This window comes from Pseudomonas sp. CAM1A (assembly GCF_047501685.1).
GTDB lineage: Bacteria > Pseudomonadota > Gammaproteobacteria > Pseudomonadales > Pseudomonadaceae > Aquipseudomonas.
Genome location: NZ_JBFNXP010000025.1, coordinates 1 through 17,826, shown reverse-complemented (window position 1 = coordinate 17,826; position 17,826 = coordinate 1). Strand labels below are relative to the sequence as shown.

Sequence of the window (17,826 nt, the reverse complement as noted above, 5' to 3'; positions counted from 1 at the left end):
AGCAAGTAGCCGCGCAGCTCGGCCTGCACCGCCTGCATGGCGATATGGTCGAGCACGATATGGTGGAACTGCAGCACTGCCTCGACTCGCTGACTGCTCGGTTCGGTACGGTGCAGCAGGCGGATCAGCGGCGCCTGGCCAAGGTCCAGACGGGCCAGGTGGGCGTCATCGAGTGGCGCCAGTTGCAGCGGCGCCTGGCGCCAGACCACCTGCACCGGCTGCCGCAGGCCGTCCCAGAGCACCGCGGTGCGCAGGATGTCATGCCGGGCGATGACCTGTTCCAGGGCCTGGGCGAACACCCGCAGGCGCGCCGGGCTGTCGAAGCGCAGATGCGTCCGCAGGGCATAGGGATCGGTGTCCACCGCGCTGAGGTGCAGGTAGAGGATGCCCTCCTGCAGTGGTGCCAGGGGGTAGATGTCCTGCACATTGGCCGCGCCGCCCGGCACTGCGGCGACGATGCGCTCGATGGCGGCCGGTGCCAGGCCCACCAACGGCAGCATGTCCGGGGTGATCTGGGTGCAGCCCGCCGGGATGCGGTTGGCCGGTACCGCCACCGTGCCGCCCTGGCCCAGGGTGGCCGCCAGCGCCGCCACGCTCGGCTGGCCGAACAAGCTGCGCACATCCACCTGCAGGCCGGCCTGGCGCAGGCGCGCGGTCAGGGTCACGGCCAGCAGCGAGTGGCCGCCCAGCTCGAAGAAGTTGTCGTGCCGCCCTACTCGCTCCACGCCCAGCAGTTGCGACCAGATCTCGGCAAGCAGCGCTTCGGTTTCGCCTTCGGGCGCCTCGTATTGGCGCGCCTGCACATCCGGCAGCGGCAACGCCTGGCGATCAAGCTTGCCGTTGGGGGTCAGCGGCCAACTGTCGAGGTGGATGAACAGCGCAGGCACCATGTACTCCGGCAGCGTCGCCAGCAATGCCTGGCGCAGCGCGTCGGCCGGCTGCGGCTCGCCGCGGTGGTAGGCGACCAGGCGATCACCGCCGTGGGAGTGGCGATGAACCAGCACCAGGGCCTCACGCACACCGGCCACACGGTTCAGACAAGCCTCGATCTCGCCCGGCTCGATGCGCAGGCCACGCAGCTTGATCTGGTGGTCGGTACGGCCGAGGAACATCAGGCTGCCGTCGGCGGCCTGGCGCACCAGGTCGCCGCTGCGGTACAGGCGTTCACCTTCGACGAACGGGCTGGCGATAAAGCGTTCGGCCTGTTGCTGCGGCAACCCCAGGTAGCCACGCGTCACCCCGGCACCGCCGATGTGCAGGTGGCCGGTGACGCCCCAGGGTACCGGCTGGTCGTGGGCATCGAGCACGTACAGACGGGTGTTGTCGATGGGGCGGCCAATCGGCAGCGCGCCAGGCGCAATCGGCTGCCCGGGCTCCAGGGTCCAGGCGCTGCAATCGACCGTGGTTTCGGTCGGGCCGTAGACGTTGTGCAACCGTACCTGTGGCAGGCGCTCGCGCACCTGGCGCACCAGGGCCTCGGTCAGTTCGCCGCCACCGCAGACGATATCGCTGAGGCTGACGCAGGCGGCACTTTCGTCCTGGTCGAGGAACTGCTGCAACAGCGCGGGCACGAACTGCACCACGTTGACCTGGCGCTGGCAAATCAGCCCGGTCAGGTACTGTGGATCGCGCTGGCCGTCCGGCTTGGCCAGCACCAGGCGCAGCCCGCTGCACAGCGGCCAGAACAGCTCCCACACCGAGGCGTCGAAGCTCACCGGGGTCTTGTGCAGCACCGCGCCCTCGCTTGGGAACAGCCCGGCGCTCCAGTGCACCAGGTTGGCCAGGTTGCGGTGCTCGACCATCACCCCCTTGGGCAGGCCGGTGGAGCCGGAGGTGTAGATCACATACGCCAGGTTGGCGGCGCTCAGACCCGGCACCCGTGGGTCGCTGTCCGGCTGTTCGCTCCAGCACGGCAGGTCGAGGTCGACCTGCGGCAACGCCTCCTCGCCGACCAACGCTCGGGTGGCCTGTTGTACCAGCAATGCCCGTGGCTGGCTGTCGGCGAGCATGTGGCCGATACGCTCGGCCGGGTAGTCCGGGTCCAGCGGCACATAGGCGCCACCGGCCTTGAGAATGGCCAGCAGGCCGACCACCAGCGGCAGGCCGCGCTCGACACAGATCGCCACCCGGTCGTCGGGCTGCACGCCCAGCGCGATCAGGTGGTGGGCCAGGCGATTGGCCTCGGCGTTGAGCTGGCGATAGCTCAGTTGCCCGTCGTCCGCCTGCACGGCAATCGCCTCGGGATTCTGCTCCACCTGCCGCTCGAACAACGCCTGGATGGGCTGTTCGAGATCATTGGCCTGGGCTGTCGCGTTGCAGGCCTGCAACAGATGCTCACGCTCCTCGGCCGGCAATACTGGCACCGCCAGCAGCGCCAGCCGTGGTTGTGCCTCGAGGCCTTCGACCATGGCCTGCAGCACGTGGCGCAATTGCCCACAGATGCGTTGGGCGCCGACGCTCGCCGGGGTCATCGCCAGCAGACGGAAGCCTTCGCCCATGTCGTCCACGCTCAGGCTCAGCGGGTAGTTGCTGCGTTCCTGGCCATCGAGGAACTCGATGCCCTGCCACTCCAGGCGCCGGGCCTCGCTCGCCGCCTGGCCGTGGCGGTAGTTGAGCATGGCGCTGAACAGCGGCGCCGGGGCCGGCACGCCACTGCAACGCTGGGCCAACGCCAGCGAGGCATGCTCGTGGGCGAGCAAGGCACTCAGGCGCTGTTGGGTAAGGCGCACGGCGTCCTGCAGGTCGAGGCCTGCCAGGTCCAGACGCAGCGGCAAGGTGTTGATGAACATGCCCAGGGCCCGCTCGGCGCCCTCGCCGCCCTCCAGGCGACCCAGCAGCACGGTGCCGAAGACCACCCGGTCGGTGCCGCTGACGGCGGCCAGCAGGCGGGCGAAGGCCAGGTGGAACAGGCTGGCCGGGCTGGTGCCCAACTGCCGCGCCTGTTGCCGCAGGCGCGCGGCCAGGGTCTGGTCCAGCCACAATTGGGCTTCCTCGATGGCTTGGCCGTCACCTTGCACATCACTCAGGCCATAGGGCAGCGTCGGCTCGTCGATGTCGCCCAGCTGGGCGCGGAAGAACGTTTCGTGCTCGGCCTGGCTGACACCCAGGCGCGCCTGGGCCACGTAGTTGCGGTAAGGCACCGGGGCCTGCACCGGCGCGGCGCTGCCCTGCAGGTAGCCCTGCAGTTCCGCGCCGATGATTTCCAGGGCGGTGTGGTCGAGGACGATATGGTGGAACTGCAGCAGCGCCTCGATGCGCGGGCTACCGGCATCGTTGCGGTACAGCAGGCGAATCAGTGGCGCCCGGGCCAGGTCGAGACGCTGCAGGTCCTGCCCGTCCAGCGGCGCGACCAGCAGCGGCGCCTCGCGCCAGACCACCTGCAGCGGCTGCGCCAGGCCTTCCCAGAGCACGGCAGTGCGCAGCACGTCATGACGGCTGATGGCCTGGCGCAAGGCTTTGGCGAACGCCTCCAGGCGCGCCGGGCTGTCGAACGCCATGCGCGATTGCAGTACGTAAGGGTCGTGCTCCGGCGAGCTGAGGTGGTGGTAGAGGATGCCCTCCTGCAATGGTGCCAGCGGGTAGATGTCCTGCACGTTGGCGGCACCGCCCGGCACCGTGGCGACAATGCGCTCGATGGCGACAGGCTCCAGCTCCACCAGCGACAGCATGTCCGGGGTGATCTGGGTGCAGCCGGCCGGGATCCGGTTGGCCGGAACCTCGACCTGGCGGCCATGGCCCAGGGTCGCCGCCAGCGCCGCCACCGTCGGCTGGCCGAACAACGTGCGCACGTCGGTCTGCAAGCCGGCTTGGCGCAGGCGCGCGGTGAGGCTCACGGCCAGCAGTGAGTGACCGCCCAGTTCGAAGAAGTTGTCGTGGCGACCGACCTGCGCAACGCCGAGCACTTCAGCCCAGATCGCGGCGATGGTGGTTTCCACTGGGCCTTGCGGCAAGACGTAGGCCTGGCCGGTGAGCATGGTCGGTTCCGGCAAGGCCTTGCGGTCCAGCTTGCCGTGGCTCGTCAGCGGCAGCTCGTCCAGACGCGTGAGCGCTTGCGGTATCAAGTGCGCTGGAAGGCTGGCTTGCAGCCCTTGGCGCAAGGTGTCGAGATCGACCACGGCGATCTCGGTGAACCACGCAAGCAAGCGTTCGTCGCGCACCAGCACCACGGCATCGGCGATACCCGGCTGGGCCTTCAGCGCCGCTTCGATCTCGCCCAGCTCGACCCGCACACCGCGGATCTTCACCTGGTCGTCGTTGCGGCCCTGATAGTCCAGCGTGCCGTCTGCGTTCCAGCGCACCAGGTCGCCCGTGCGGTACATCCGGCCGCCGTTGAACGGATCGTCGAGGAAGCGTTCAGCAGTCAGCTCAGGGCGGTTGAGGTATCCCCGAGAAACCTGCGCACCACCGATGTACAGCTCGCCGGTCACGCCGACCGGCACCGGCTGACGTTGTTCGTCCAGCACGTAGACGCGGGTGTTAGCGGTCGGCTTGCCAATATGCAGCGCGCCGCCCGGTTGCAGTTGCCCGGACGTCGCCACCACCGTGGTCTCGGTCGGGCCGTAGTTGTTGACCAACACGAAGCCCGGATCGCGGTCGAACTGGCGCAGGCGATCGCCACCGACCAGCAGCGTGCGCAGGGTCGGGTGCTGGCGTTCACGGCGCAGCGCCTGCTCGGCGACCGGCGTCGGCAGGAAGCTCACTTGCAGCGGCTGCTCCAGCCACCAGTCGAGCAGCTCATCGACATGTTCACCGCCGATGGACGCTGGCGGCAGGTGCAGCACTGCCCCGGCGCACAGCGCCGGCCAGGCTTCCCAGGCCATGGCGTCGAAGCCGAAGCCGGCGACGCTGGAAGTGTGGCTGCCCGCGCCCAGCTCGAAGGTCTGGCAATGCCAGTGGATCAGGTTGGTCAAAGTGCGGTGCTCGACCATCACCCCTTTGGGCTGGCCGGTGGAACCGGAGGTATAGATCACATAGGCCAGCTGATTCTGGTCCAGCCCAGCGACGACGGGATTACTGGCTTGGTGATCGAGCCAGTCATCGCCATCCACTCTGACCTTGGTTACATCCCCTACCAACGCTTCGGTGGCCGATTCGACCAGCACCAGCGCCGGCGCACTGTCACCGAGCAGGTAGGCAATGCGCTCCGCCGGATAGCCCGGATCGACCGGCACATAGGCCGCGCCAGCCTTGAGCACGGCGAGCATCGTCACCAGCCGTTGCGGGCCGCGTTCCAGGCACAGCGCCACGCGATCACCCAGGGCCACGCCGCGCTCGATCAGGTGATGAGCCAGGCGGTTGGCGCGCTGGTTGAGCTCGCCATAGCTCAGACGCTGTTCGCCCTGCACCACGGCCAGCGCCTCGAGCGATTGAGCCTCGACCAGCGCGTGCACGGTCTGCCCTTGCGGATACGCCACGCCTGTGACGTTGAAGTTCACCAACACCTGGCGCGAGGCTTCGTCGTCCAGCATCGGCAGACCTTGCAGCAGTTGCCCGGGGGACTGCTCCAGCGCCCGCACCAGTTGCTCCAGGGTATTGATCATCCAGCCGCCGACCTGCGCCGCCGGCACCCCCTCGGCGGTCAGCACGCTCAGGGCGAAATCCTCGCCCAGGTCGTCGACGCTCAAGGTCAGCGGGTAGCTGCTGCTTTCCTTGCCACCGAACAGGCGCACGCCCTGCCAGATGCCCTTACCGTCATGGGCGAAACCTTGGGTACTGGGGCGGTAGTTGAGCAAGGCGCTGAACAATGGCGCCGAGGCCGCCACCCCGCTGCAACGCTGGGCCAGGGTCAGGGGCGCGTGCTCGTGGCCAAGCAAGGCCGACAGGCGCTGATGGGTGACACGTAGCGCCTGGGCCACCGGCAACGCGGTGTCCACCCGCAATGGCAGGGTGTTGATGAACATGCCAAGCGCTCGGTCGGCGCCCTCGCCGCCTTGCAGGCGGCCCATCAGCACGGTGCCGAACACCACGTCGTGACGACCGGCCAGCACACCCACCACACGGGCCCAGGCCAGGTGCATCAAGCTCGCGGCACTGACGCCGCAGTGCCGGGCCTGCTCACGCACGCCATGGGCCAGGGCGCGTGGCAGCATCAGCGCGGCATGCTCGACCCGTCCACCGTCGCCCTGCACGTCGGCCAGGCCATACGGCAGGGTCGGCTCGTCGACATCACCCAGTTGCGCGCGGAAGAACGCCTCGTGGTTGGCCTGATCGTCACCGAGGCAGACCTGGGCGACATAGTTGCGATAAGGCACCGCAGCCGGCAACGTAGCACCACGCCCTTCCAGCAACGCCTGCATTTCCTCACCGACCACGGCCATGGCGGCGTGGTCGAGGGTCAGGTGGTGGAACTGCAACAAGGCCACCCACTCGCCATGGCGCGGATCCTCGGCATAGACCAGGCGTAGCAAGGGCGCCTGGCTCAGATCCAAGCGCTGCTGACGGGCATCGAAGCGGGCCTGAAGTTGCTCGGTCACCGCGTCCTCGCTCAGCCCGGTGACTTCGCTGACCGCCAGGCGCGCCTGGCGCCACACGACCTGCACCGGCTCGTTCAGCCCCTCCCAGACCACCGAGGTGCGCAGGATGTCGTGGCGGTCGATGACCTGTTGCAGGGCATCGATCCAGGTACGCAGGCGCTCGAGGCTGTCGAAGGCCAGCCCCGACTGCATCAGGTACGGATCGCCCTGTTCGGCACTCAGGTAGTGGTAGAGGATGCCTTGCTGCAACGGCGCCAGCGGGTAGATCTCCTGCACGTTGGCGGCGCCGCCTGGCACGCTGGCGACGATACGGTCGATGCTGGCCTGGTCCAGATCGATCAGGCTGAGCATGTCCGGCGTAATCTGCATCGCATCGCTTGGGACACGGTTGGCCGGCACCTCGATTTCACGCCCCGAACCCACCGCAGCCGCCAGCGCGGCCAGGGTCGGCTGGGCGAACAGCACACGCACGTCGGCATCCAGCCCGGCCTTGCGCATGCGCTCGATCAGGCGCACCGCCAGCAGCGAGTGGCCGCCCAGTTCGAAGAAATTGTCCTCACGCCCCACCGCCTCGACGCCCAGCAGGTCCGCCCAGATCGCCGCCAGGGCAGTCTCGACCGCCCCCTCGGGCGCCTGGTACTGGCGCGTCGGCGCCTCGGGCGCCGGCAGGGCCTTGCGGTCGACCTTACCGTTGGGTGTCAGCGGCATGGCCTCGAGGTGGATGAACAGCGCCGGTACCATGTACTCGGGCAGTTGCTCCAACAGTTGCTCGCGCAGCGCTTGCGCGGCCTGGACCTGGCCGCTGTGGTAGGCCACCAACCTTGGGCCGCTGCGCGGGTGCTCGTGCACCAGCACCAGCGCCTCGCGCACGCCGTCCACGCGGTTCAGGCAGGCTTCGATCTCGCCCGGCTCGATTCGCAGGCCGCGCAGCTTGACCTGGTGGTCGTTGCGGCCAATAAACGCCAAGGTCCCGTCCGCGCGCTGGCGCACCAGGTCACCGCTGCGGTACAGGCGCTCGCCCTCGACGAACGGGCTGTCGATAAAGCGTTCAGCCTGCTGTTCAGCCAACCTCAGGTAGCCACGCGCCACCCCCACGCCACCGATGTGCAGGTGCCCGGCCACGCCCCAGGGCAACGGTTGGTCCGCGCCGTCCAGTACGTACAGGCGGGTGTTGTCGATCGGCCGGCCGATCGGCAGCGCGCCGTCCGGCACGGGCTGATCGGCTTCCAGGGTGCAGACGCTGCAATCGACCGTGGTTTCGGTGGGGCCGTAGACGTTGTGCAGGCGCACCTGCGGCAGGCGCTCGCGCACCTGGCGCACCAAGGCTTCGGTCAGCTCGCCACCGCCGCAGACGATGTCGGTGAGGCTGCTGCACTGCGCGCTGCGCGGCTGTTCGAGGAACTGCTGCAACAGCGCCGGCACGAACTGCACCACGCTGACCCTGGACTCGATGATCCGCCGCGCCACATAGTCAGCGTCACGCTGGCCGTCCGGCCGCGCCAGCACCAGGCGCAGGCCGCTGCCCAGCGGCCAGAACAGCTCCCACACCGAGGCGTCGAAACTGATCGGGGTCTTGTGCAGCACCGCGCCGTCCGCCTTCGCGGGGCACAGCCCGGCGCTCCAGTGCACCAGGTTGACCACGCTGCGGTGCTCGACCATCACGCCCTTGGGCAGCCCGGTGGAGCCGGAGGTGTAGATCACATAGGCGAGGTGACGCGAAGTCAGCCCGGCCACCCGTGGGTCGGTTGCCGGCAGGCTTTCCCAGCCCGCCTGGTCGAGGTCTATCCGCGGCACGGCCAGCGCGCCCGGCACCTCGCGGGTAGCGGCATGCACCAGCACCGCCAGCGGCGCGCTGTCGTCGAGCATGTGGCGGATGCGCTCGGCCGGGTAGCTTGGGTCCAGCGGCACATAGGCGCCACCGGCCTTGAGAATAGCCAGCAGGCCGACCACCATCGACGGGCCACGCTCGACGCAGATCGCCACCCGGTCGTCGGGGCGCACGCCCAGGGCGATCAGATGGTGGGCCAGGCGGTTGGCCTGTTCGTTGAGCTGCCGATAGGTCAGCTGTTCACCTTCCGCCTCGATGGCCACCGCCTGTGGATGCAGCAGCACCTGGCGCTCGAACAGCGCGTGCAGCGGCTGGTCGAGATCATGGTCGGTGGCCGTGGTGTTGCAGCCGGTCAGCAGTTGATGGCGCTCCTCGGGCGTCAGCACCGGCAGCGCCAGCACAGGCAGGTCGGGGGCGCGCTCGAGCGCCTCCACCAGCCCCTCGAACACTTGTCGCAGTTGTCCGCACAGCCGCTCGGCGCCCCATTCGGCAAGGGCCTGGACCGTCAGGCGCAGGTCGTCACCCAGATCGTCGACCGCCAGGTTCAGCGGGTAGTTGGTACGCTCTTCGGTGCCGACCACATCGATGCCCGGCGCCACGGCGATCACTGCGTCGGCGTCGCCCGCCGCGCTATGGCGATAATTGAGCATGCTGTTGAACAACGGCATCGGCGCCACCACACCACTGCAACGCTGGGCCAGGGCCAGCGGCGCCTGCTCGTGGCCGAGCAGTGCCGTCAGCTGGCGGTGGGTCAGCAACAGCGCATCCCGCACACCCTGCCCCTGCAGGTCGACCCGCAGCGGCAAGGTATTGATGAACATCCCGAGGGCATGTTCGCCGCCCTCGCCCGCCGCCATGCGCCCCAGCAGCACGCTGCCGAACACCACCGACTCGCGCCCGGACCATGCGCCCAACAAGCGCGCCAGCCCCAGGTGCATGACGCTGGCCGGGCTGACCCCGAGCGAGCGGGCCTGGGCGCGCAGACGCTGGCTGAGGCCGCGCGCCAGGGTGATCCGGGCTTCCTCCATGGCTTGGCCGGCCACTTCCTGGACGCCGAAGGCCAGGGTCGGTGCGTCGATATCGGCCAGCATGGCGCCGAAGAATGCTTCATGGGCCTGTTCGTCCTGGGCCTGGCGGCTCCTGGCCAGCAGGTCACGGAACGGCACAGGGGCTGGCAGCCGCTCGCCATCGCCTGCGAGATAGGCTTGGATCTCGCGGCGCACGATGTCCAAGCCGGTGTGGTCCATGACCGTGTGGTGGAACAGCAGCAGGCCCAGCACCCGGCCGTCGCGATCCTGGCCATGCACCAGGCGCAGCAAGGGGGCCTGGGCCAGGTCCATGCGGTAATGACGGCTGTCGAAGCGGGCGCGCAGTTGCTCTAGCGGCTCGTCACCGTCCAGGCTCCCGACTGCCTCGCACGCCAGCGGCGCCTTGCGCCAGACCACCTGCAACGGCTGGTCCAGGTATTCCCAGGCCAGTGCCGTGCGCAGGATGTCATGGCGCTGGATCACCCAGTCGAGCGCCTCGGCGAACGCCTGCAGGTGCGCCGGGCTGGCGAAGCGCAGCTGGGCCTGCAGCACATAGGGGTCGCCCTCGGCGGCCGTGAGGTGGTGGTAGAGCATGCCTTCCTGCAGCGGCGCCAGCGGGTAGATGTCCTGCAGATTCGCCGCGCCCCCAGGCAGCGTGGCGACGATGCGGTCGATGGCAGCCTGGTCGAGCCCGGCCAGGGGCAGCATGTCGGGGGTGATGCACAGCGCCGGGCTCAGCCAGCCATCCTCAAGGCCCGCGAGCATCTCCAGCAGCGCTGGCTTGTGCGCCGCCAGTGCGTCCCACAGCGCGTCATCGAGGGTGTCGTCATCGCCCTCGACGATCAGGTCGGCCTCCTCGCGCTGGAGTCGGATCGCACGGGTGGAGAGCGCTGCCATGAGTTCGCTGAAGAGCATTGGTAAGCATCCTGCTTTAGCCAGTCGGAAGTGCTCGGAACGCTAATGGATCGCAGGGGGGCGGGCTGACATGGGAAGGGGGGACAACGGCAGGAGCAGAAGGGTTCAACGCCAGGGAGCCAGGTCGCTCAGAGCCCTGACTCCCCGATTGAAAAAAGGGTGGGTTCAGCCAGCCAGCGCTTGCAACTCGGCCAACTCTCGTTCGGACAAACCCACGCCTTCGCGCAGTGCCACTTCGCGCTCACGGTAGCGCCGTTCCCCCGGCATGCGCGTCAGCCCCGCTTCCTGCATCTGCGCCACGAGTTCCCGGCTGCGCTGGGCAAAACGCTCGCCTTGCGCCTTGGCCGGGTCGATCACGATAAGCAACTGTCCGGTCCAGGGGGTCTTTGCCCCCGGATGCGCGGACCAGTCGAACTCCCAGGAGAAATGGCCCCCCGTCAGCGCCGCCGCCAGCAGCTCGACCATCATCGACAGCGCCGAGCCTTTGTGGCCGCCGAACGGCAGCAACGCGCCGCCTTCGAGAATCGCCTTGGGGTCGTTGGTCGGCTGGCCGGCGGCATCCACGCCCATGCCCGGCGGCAGCTGTTCGCCGGCCCGGGCGGCGATCTGCACGTCGCCATGGGCCATGGCACTGGTGGCCATGTCGAAGACGATCGGGTCGTGCCCGGCGCAAGGCGCGGCGAAGGCGATGGGGTTGGTGCCGAACAATGGCTTGCGCGCACCGTGGGGCACCACGCAGGTCATGCTGTTGACCACGCTCAGGGCCACCAGGCCTTCATCGGCGAATGGCTCGACATCCGGCCACAGCGCGGCGAAATGGTGCGAATTGTGGATCGCCAGCACGGCGATGCCGGCTGTACGCGCCTTCTCCACCAACAGCGTGCGGGCGGCGGCCAGGGCCGGCTGGGCAAAACCACCCTTGGCATCGACCTGCACATAAGCCGGTGCCAGGTCGGTTACCTGCGGCTTGGCGCGGCCATCGACCCAGCCGCTGGCCAGGGTCGAGACATAACCGGGAATGCGGAACACCCCGTGGCTGTGGGCACCGTCGCGCTGGGCGCTGGCGCAATTGTGGGCGAGCACGGCGGCCACCGCCGCGCTGCAGCCATGCCGCGCGAAGATCGACTGCAGCAACGCTCGCAGCTCGGTAAAAGGCACGCGCACGACAGGGCCGGTGGAAGGTGAAGACATCTGGAGCTCCTTTCTTGGAATTGGATTCGCTACAGCGCAACTGCACAGACTTTCCCGCCAATGACAGCTATCTGTCAAATATTGACTTGATGACAGAAAACAGCCATTTTGGCTTCCACGCCAGAAATCAACCGGAATCGACCATGGGCCAATCGATCAAGCAACGCCTGGAAAGCAGCCTGCACACCGCTGCCGCCTCGGGCCGCCAGATCGCCAGCTACATGCTCGCCAACCTTCACGAACTGCCATTCCAGACCTCGGCCAGCATCGCCGCCAAGCTGGGCGTGAGCGAGTCGAGCGTCGGCCGCTTCTGCCGCTCGTTGGGCTACGCGCACCTCAAGGCGCTCAAGCAGGACCTGCAGAACGACCTGGGCGACGGCCCCTGGCTGGTGGGCGACCGTCTGCAGGAGTTCCGCCAGCAACCCGAGGACGACCAGCGCTCGGGCAGCCTGGAGCTGGAAATGGCCGCGCTGGTGCGCGTGCACGAATACAGCCGCGGCGAAGCTTGGCAGCAGGTCGCCCGGCGCCTGGCGGAAAAACCCCGGGTATTCGTCGCCGGCTTCCAGACCGAACGCGGCGTGGCCATGTGCATGAGCCACCTGCTGCAGTACCTGCGCGACGGCGTGCAACTGGTCGACGGCAGCGCCGGACACTTCGCCGAGGTGCTGCTGGGGCGCCCGCAGGACTGCGCGCTGGTGGTGTTCGAGGCGCGCCGCTATTCCCGCCATGCCCAGCAGCTGTGCCACAAGGCCCGCGCGCTGGGCATCCCGGTGACCCTGGTCACCGACACTTTCTGTGACTGGGCCGATGCCGAAGCCGACGAGGTGTTCCGCATCCCCACCGAATTCAACCTGTTCTGGGAATCCACCGCGACCATGCTGTCGTGGGTGCACCTGATGGTCAACGAGGTCTGCAAGCAGCTCGGACCGGATGTTGAAAAACGCTTGGAAGCAACTGCCGCTCTACATAACGAGTTCGTCGGCTACACCTCGTGGCCGGCGGGCAAACAACAATAGCAAGAGTGCGATGACCGAGGTGCGAGATGAAAGGAACCATGGCTGTGGTGGGTGCGTGCGCCCTGCTGCTGGCGGGCCACGCCAGTGCCGAGACCCTGCGCTTTGCCACTGAAGGCGCCTATCCCCCCTTCAATTACGTCGACGCCGACAACAGGCTGCACGGCTTCGACATCGACATCACCCATGCCCTGTGCGAACAGATGAAGGTCGAGTGCACCCTGGTGGCCCAGGACTGGGAAGGCATCATCCCGGCGCTGATGGCGCGCAAGTACGACGCGGTGGTGGCCTCGATGATCGACACCGAGGAGCGGCGCCGGAAGATCGCCTTCACCGACCACTACTACCGCACTCCACTGACCGTGGCCGTCGCCAAGGACAGCCCGATCAGCGACGCGCAGACCGACTTCAAGGGCTACACGGTCGGCGCGCAATCCGCCTCGACCCAGGCGATCTACGCCGAGGATGTGTACGGCAAGGCCGGCGCGGACGTGAAGCTGTACCCGACCCTGGACGAGGCCAACGCCGATCTTGCCGCCGGGCGCCTGGACGGGGTGATCGCCGACAAGTTTCCGCTGCACGAATGGCTGGACAAGAATGGCAAGGACTGCTGCAAGATCCTCGGCGATGTCGACGGCACCAAGGCCGACGCGGCGATTGCCGTGCGCAAGGATGACGAAGCCCTGCGCGTGCGGCTGAACGAGGCGCTGGCGGCGATTGTCGCCAATGGCACCTACCAGAAGATCGCGAGCAAGTACTTCGCCTTCGACATCTACCAGTAATCTCGTGGAGGCCGGCTTGCCGCGCGATGGCGCCTGATCAGTGAACCACGCCATCGCGGGGCCAGCCCGCTCCCACCAGGGCACCTGTATCCTGGGGGTTAGCCATGCTCGATCAACTCTCCCTGCTTTCCTTCGCCAGTGGCGGCTGGGGCCAGGCGCTGCTGGCCGGCGCGCTGGTGACCGTGTCACTGGCCCTGGCCTGCCTGCCCATCGGCCTGCCGCTGGGCCTGCTGGTAGCGCTCGCCGCACGCTCGCGCAAACGCCTGCCACGGGCCTGGGCCACCACCTTTTCCACGGTGTTCCGCGGCCTGCCTGAACTGCTCACCCTGCTGATCATCTACTACGGCTGCCAGATCGCCGCGCAGAAGATCCTCGCCGCGCTGGGTTATGAAGGCGAGGTACTGATCAACACCTTCCTCGCCGCCATGGCCGCCTTCAGCCTGGTGTTCGCCGCGTTCTCCAGCGAGATCTGGCTGATGGCCTTCAAGACCTTGCCCAAAGGCCAGCTGGAGGCCTGCTCGGCCCTGGGCCTGGGCAAGCGCACCGGGTTCTTCAAGGTGGTGCTGCCGCAACTGACGCGCATCGCCCTCCCCGGTCTGTCGAACAACTGGCTGAGCCTGCTCAAGGACACTTCGCTGGTCTCGACCATCTCGCTGATCGACCTGATGCGCCAGACCAACCTCGCGGTCAGCGTGACCAAGGAACCGATGCTGTTCTACGGGGTAGCCTGTCTGGTCTACCTGCTGTTCTCGGCGCTGTCGGGCAGGGTCTTCGCCCTGCTCGAGCGGCGCAGCAATCGCCACCTGCAAGGAGCCCGCCCATGAGCCTGGAGCAACTGCTGGCCTACGTGCTCGACCCGGACTTGCTGGACCGCTACGGTGCGCGTTTCGTCGACGGCCTGCTGGTCACCGCCAAGCTGGTGGCGATCTCGTTCACCCTCGGCGCGCTACTGGGCATGCTCCTGGCGCTGGCGCGCCTGTCACCCAGCCGCGTGCTGCGGCGCCTGGCGGCAGGCTACGTGTATTTCTTCCGCGGTTCACCGCTGCTGGCTCAGCTGTTCCTGCTGTACTACGGGCTGGGTTCGCTCAAGGGTTTCTGGCAGGAGCTGGGCCTCTGGTGGTTCTTCCGCGAGGCCTGGTACTGCGCCCTGCTCGCCTTCACCCTCAACACGGCGGCCTACCAGGCCGAGATCTTCCGCGGCAGCCTGATGGCGGTCGCGCCGGGCCAATACGAGGCGGCCAAGGCACTCAACCTCAAGCGCTCGACCACCTTCTTCAAGGTGGTCCTGCCACAGTCGCTACTGGTAGCCATCGGCCCGCTGGGCAACGAGCTGATCATGATGATCAAGGCCAGCGCGATTGCCTCGCTGGTGACGATCTACGACTTGATGGGGGTGACCAAGCTGGCCTTCTCGCGCAGCTTCGACTTCCAGATCTACCTGTGGGCGGCGGTGCTCTACCTGCTGATCGTCGAGCTGGTCCGGCGCACCTTGAAACACCTGGAAGCCCGCCTGGGCCGCCACCTGAACTGACTGAAGGAAACCTTCCATGCATTGCCAGACCATCGTCCTGGGCGCCGGCATCGTCGGCGTCAGCACCGCCCTGCACCTGCAGGCCCGCGGGCGCCAGGTGATCCTCATCGACCGCGACGAGCCCGGCAGCGGCACCAGCCATGGCAACGCCGGGCTCATCGAGCGTTCCAGCGTGATCCCCTATGCCTTCCCGCGCCAGTACAGCGCCCTGCTGCGCTACGGCCTGAACCGCCAGCCCGACGTGCGCTACAGCCTTGCCCACCTGCCCAAGGCCGCGCCGTGGCTGCTCAGCTACTGGCGCCAGTCCGCCCCCGGACGCCTGGCCAAGGCCGCCGCTGACATGCTGCCGCTGGTGCAGCGCAGCGTCGAGGAACACGATGCGCTGATCGAAGCCGCCGGCCTGCAAGGGCTGGTGCAGGCCAAGGGGTGGATCGAGGTGTACCGCGACGCCACTTTGTTCGCCCAGGCCAAGCACGACCTTCAAGGCCTGGCCCACTACGGCCTGCGCTACGAGATCCTCGAACGCGAGCAGCTGCAGGCCCGCGAGCAGCAACTGGACGGCGGGGTGATCGGTGGCATCCACTGGCTCGACCCGAAGACCGTGAGCAACCCCGGCGGCTTGACTCGTGGTTACGCTGCGCTGTTCGTCCAGCGTGGCGGGCAGTTCCTCCACGGCGATGCGCGCAGCCTGCGTCAGGTCGAGGGCGGCTGGCAGGTGGACAGCCGCCGCGGCACGCTGACCGCCGACGAGGTGGTGGCCTGCCTCGGCCCGCAGTCGGCCGACCTCTACGAGCGGCTGGGCTACCGCTTTCCGCTGGGGATCAAGCGCGGCTACCACATGCACTACGCGACCCGCGACGGCGCCGAACTCGGCCACTCGATCTGCGACACCCAGGGCGGCTATGTCCTGGCGCCGATGGCCCGGGGCGTGCGCCTGACCACCGGCATCGAGTTCGCCGCCAGCGACGCCCCGGCCAACGAGATCCAGCTGCGCCGCTGCGAGGCCCTGGCGCGCAAGCTGTTCCCGGCCCTGGGCGAACGCCTGGATGACAAGCCCTGGCTGGGCCGTCGTCCCTGCCTGCCGGACATGCGCCCGGTGATCGGCTCGGCGCCGCTGCACAAGCACCTGTGGTTCAACTTCGGCCATGCCCATCATGGCCTGACGCTGGGCCCGGTCAGCGGCCGCCTGCTGGCGGAACTGATGACCGGCGAGCGCCCCTTCACCGACCCTGCGCCCTACAGCGCCGCACGCTTCGCCTGAACCTTGAGCGGGAGAACAACAAGATGACCGCACCCTTGAGCCTTGCCAGCCTGCACCCTGCCCCCGACGCGCGCCCGGAGCTGATCCGTATCGAGGGCCTGAACAAGCATTACGGCGCGTTCCATGTGCTGCACGATATCGACCTGTCGGTGCGCGAGGGCGAACGAATCGTGCTCTGCGGCCCGTCGGGCTCGGGCAAGTCGACGCTGATCCGCTGCATCAACCGCCTGGAGATCGCCCAGCAGGGCAGCATCCGCGTGGCTGGCACCGACCTTGCCAGCACCAGCCGCGAGGCCGCTGATGTGCGCAGCGAAATCGGCATGGTGTTCCAGCACTTCAACCTGTTCCCGCACATGAGCGTGCTCGACAATTGCCTGCTGGCACCGATGAGCGTGCGTGGCCTGTCGCGGCGGGACGCCGAGGAACGGGCGCGCTTGTACCTGAGCAAGGTCGGTATCGAAAACCAGGCGCACAAGTACCCCAGCCAGCTCTCCGGCGGCCAGCAGCAGCGGGTGGCGATCGCCCGGGCGTTGTGCATGAAGCCGAGGATCATGCTGTTCGACGAGCCGACCTCGGCGCTCGACCCGGAGATGGTGGCCGAGGTACTGGATGTGCTGGTGCAACTGGCCGGCACCGGCATGACCATGCTCTGCGTGACCCACGAGATGGGCTTTGCCCGGCAGGTGGCAGAGCGGGTGTTGTTTCTCGAAGGTGGGCAGATCATCGAGGACTCTTCACCGGAGGTGTTCTTCGGGCAGCCCAGGACGGCGCGGGCACAGGCGTTTTTGAAGCAGATTCTGCATTAGGGGTGCGTGGGACTGTGCAGATATACGCAACCCTGGCCGTCCCCTGCAAAATGGCGATGCAATAGATGATTTGGTCTTGGTCTTGGTCTTGGTCTTGGTGGGCTATTGTTTTTGTTTTTGTAGGCGCATTCGGAGAAGATATAGACATTTAGTCACCTTTTCGCCCTTACGGCGACCTCCTTTTCTCTTGGGAAAAGGAGGCAAAACCGTTCGGCTCCGTTCATCCGGCCCCTACGCTTCGCTCCGGGGTTCCCTCGCTCCGGGCTTGCTCCGGGAGGACGCGCCGACGGGCCATCCATGGCCTGATCGGCGCTTGACGGGCATCCATGCCCGTCACCTCCCTCCGCAAACCCTGCGCTCGGCCTCCTGAAGTCGCAATTTGTGTCGCCTGAACTATCGCGCGCTTAGAAGCAAGATCAAGAGCAGATCAAGAGCAGATCAAGAGCAGATCAAGAGCAGATCAAGAGCAGATCAAGAGCAGATCAAGAGCAGATCAAGAGCAGATACGTTGGCTTTATTAGTGGATGATATGTTGTTCTTCATTACGTCATCGCGGGGCAAGCCCGCTCCCACGTTGAATCACATAATCAAACTATCGTGGGAGCGGGTTTACCCCGCGATGTTTGTCTAGAGTTCCCACGATGGCAACTAGCGCCTAGCTGCGTTAGTGCAGGCGCCGCCCGTAACTTCGCGACTTCAGGAGGCCGAACGSAGGTCTTGCGGAGGGAGGTGACGGGCATGGATGCCCGTCAAGCGCTGCGCCCCAGGATGGGGCGTTCAGCGCGGTCCTCCCGGGAGCAAGGCCGGAGTGAGGGAACCCGGAGCGAAGCGCAGGGCCGGATGAATGGAGTGTACGGATCACCCACATGGGTTACACAAAAGTTCACTCACATAGGTGACAACACCTTAAGTGTTACATAACCATCAGTGGCATCCCGCACATCGACCCTGCCAAGGATGATGGGACCGAAAATAACATCCCAGACGCCATCCCCAAC

Annotated in this window: 8 protein-coding genes; 6 read left to right on the top strand and 2 right to left on the bottom strand. The window is 67.2% G+C overall.

Annotated features, from left to right (window positions below):
• Window positions 1–10,244, bottom strand: a 10,244-nt coding sequence (locus ABZO33_RS26450; protein WP_414538458.1) for an amino acid adenylation domain-containing protein, incomplete at its 3' end; no start/stop codon positions are given.
• A gap of 165 nt (window positions 10,245–10,409) precedes the next feature.
• Window positions 10,410–11,435, bottom strand: a complete 1,026-nt coding sequence (locus ABZO33_RS26445) for an Ldh family oxidoreductase (protein WP_414538457.1) — start codon at window positions 11,433–11,435, stop codon at window positions 10,410–10,412.
• Window positions 11,436–11,578: 143 nt separating this feature from the next.
• Here ABZO33_RS26445 and ABZO33_RS26440 point away from each other — a divergent pair, with 143 nt between their 5' ends.
• The 6 genes from ABZO33_RS26440 to ABZO33_RS26415 all read left to right on the top strand — a co-directional run bounded on the left by ABZO33_RS26440 (window position 11,579) and on the right by ABZO33_RS26415 (window position 16,828).
• Window positions 11,579–12,451 (top strand): MurR/RpiR family transcriptional regulator, encoded by an 873-nt coding sequence (locus ABZO33_RS26440; protein WP_414538456.1) that lies wholly within the window; start codon window positions 11,579–11,581, stop codon window positions 12,449–12,451.
• A 26-nt stretch (window positions 12,452–12,477) separates the two neighbouring features.
• The gene (locus ABZO33_RS26435) at window positions 12,478–13,230 is read left to right on the top strand and encodes a transporter substrate-binding domain-containing protein (RefSeq protein ID WP_414538455.1); all 753 of its coding nucleotides are present in this window, start codon (window positions 12,478–12,480) and stop codon (window positions 13,228–13,230) included.
• A gap of 104 nt (window positions 13,231–13,334) precedes the next feature.
• The gene (locus ABZO33_RS26430) at window positions 13,335–14,054 is read left to right on the top strand and encodes an ABC transporter permease (protein WP_414538454.1); all 720 of its coding nucleotides are present in this window, start codon (window positions 13,335–13,337) and stop codon (window positions 14,052–14,054) included.
• On the top strand, window positions 14,051–14,761 hold the full coding sequence (locus ABZO33_RS26425; protein WP_414538453.1) for an ABC transporter permease: 711 nt from the start codon (window positions 14,051–14,053) through the stop codon (window positions 14,759–14,761). The genes ABZO33_RS26430 and ABZO33_RS26425 overlap by 4 nt, the downstream gene beginning before the upstream one ends.
• A gap of 16 nt (window positions 14,762–14,777) precedes the next feature.
• The gene (locus tag ABZO33_RS26420; protein ID WP_414538452.1) at window positions 14,778–16,022 is read left to right on the top strand and encodes an FAD-dependent oxidoreductase; all 1,245 of its coding nucleotides are present in this window, start codon (window positions 14,778–14,780) and stop codon (window positions 16,020–16,022) included.
• Window positions 16,023–16,045: 23 nt separating this feature from the next.
• Window positions 16,046–16,828, top strand: coding sequence for an amino acid ABC transporter ATP-binding protein (locus ABZO33_RS26415; RefSeq protein ID WP_414538451.1), 783 nt, complete (start codon window positions 16,046–16,048; stop codon window positions 16,826–16,828).
• Window positions 16,829–17,826 lie beyond the last annotated feature (998 nt).

Excerpts from the sequence above, each read along its gene's own strand:
- ABZO33_RS26430 (WP_414538454.1), top strand. The coding sequence starts at position 13,335 with ATGCTCGATCAACTCTCCCTGCTTTCCTTCGCCAGTGGCGGCTGGGGC.
- ABZO33_RS26420 (WP_414538452.1), top strand. The coding sequence starts at position 14,778 with ATGCATTGCCAGACCATCGTCCTGGGCGCCGGCATCGTCGGCGTCAGC.
- ABZO33_RS26415 (WP_414538451.1), top strand. The coding sequence starts at position 16,046 with ATGACCGCACCCTTGAGCCTTGCCAGCCTGCACCCTGCCCCCGACGCG.
- ABZO33_RS26440 (WP_414538456.1), top strand. The coding sequence starts at position 11,579 with ATGGGCCAATCGATCAAGCAACGCCTGGAAAGCAGCCTGCACACCGCT.
- ABZO33_RS26435 (WP_414538455.1), top strand. The coding sequence starts at position 12,478 with ATGAAAGGAACCATGGCTGTGGTGGGTGCGTGCGCCCTGCTGCTGGCG.
- ABZO33_RS26425 (WP_414538453.1), top strand. The coding sequence starts at position 14,051 with ATGAGCCTGGAGCAACTGCTGGCCTACGTGCTCGACCCGGACTTGCTG.
- ABZO33_RS26445 (WP_414538457.1), bottom strand. The coding sequence starts at position 11,435 with ATGTCTTCACCTTCCACCGGCCCTGTCGTGCGCGTGCCTTTTACCGAG.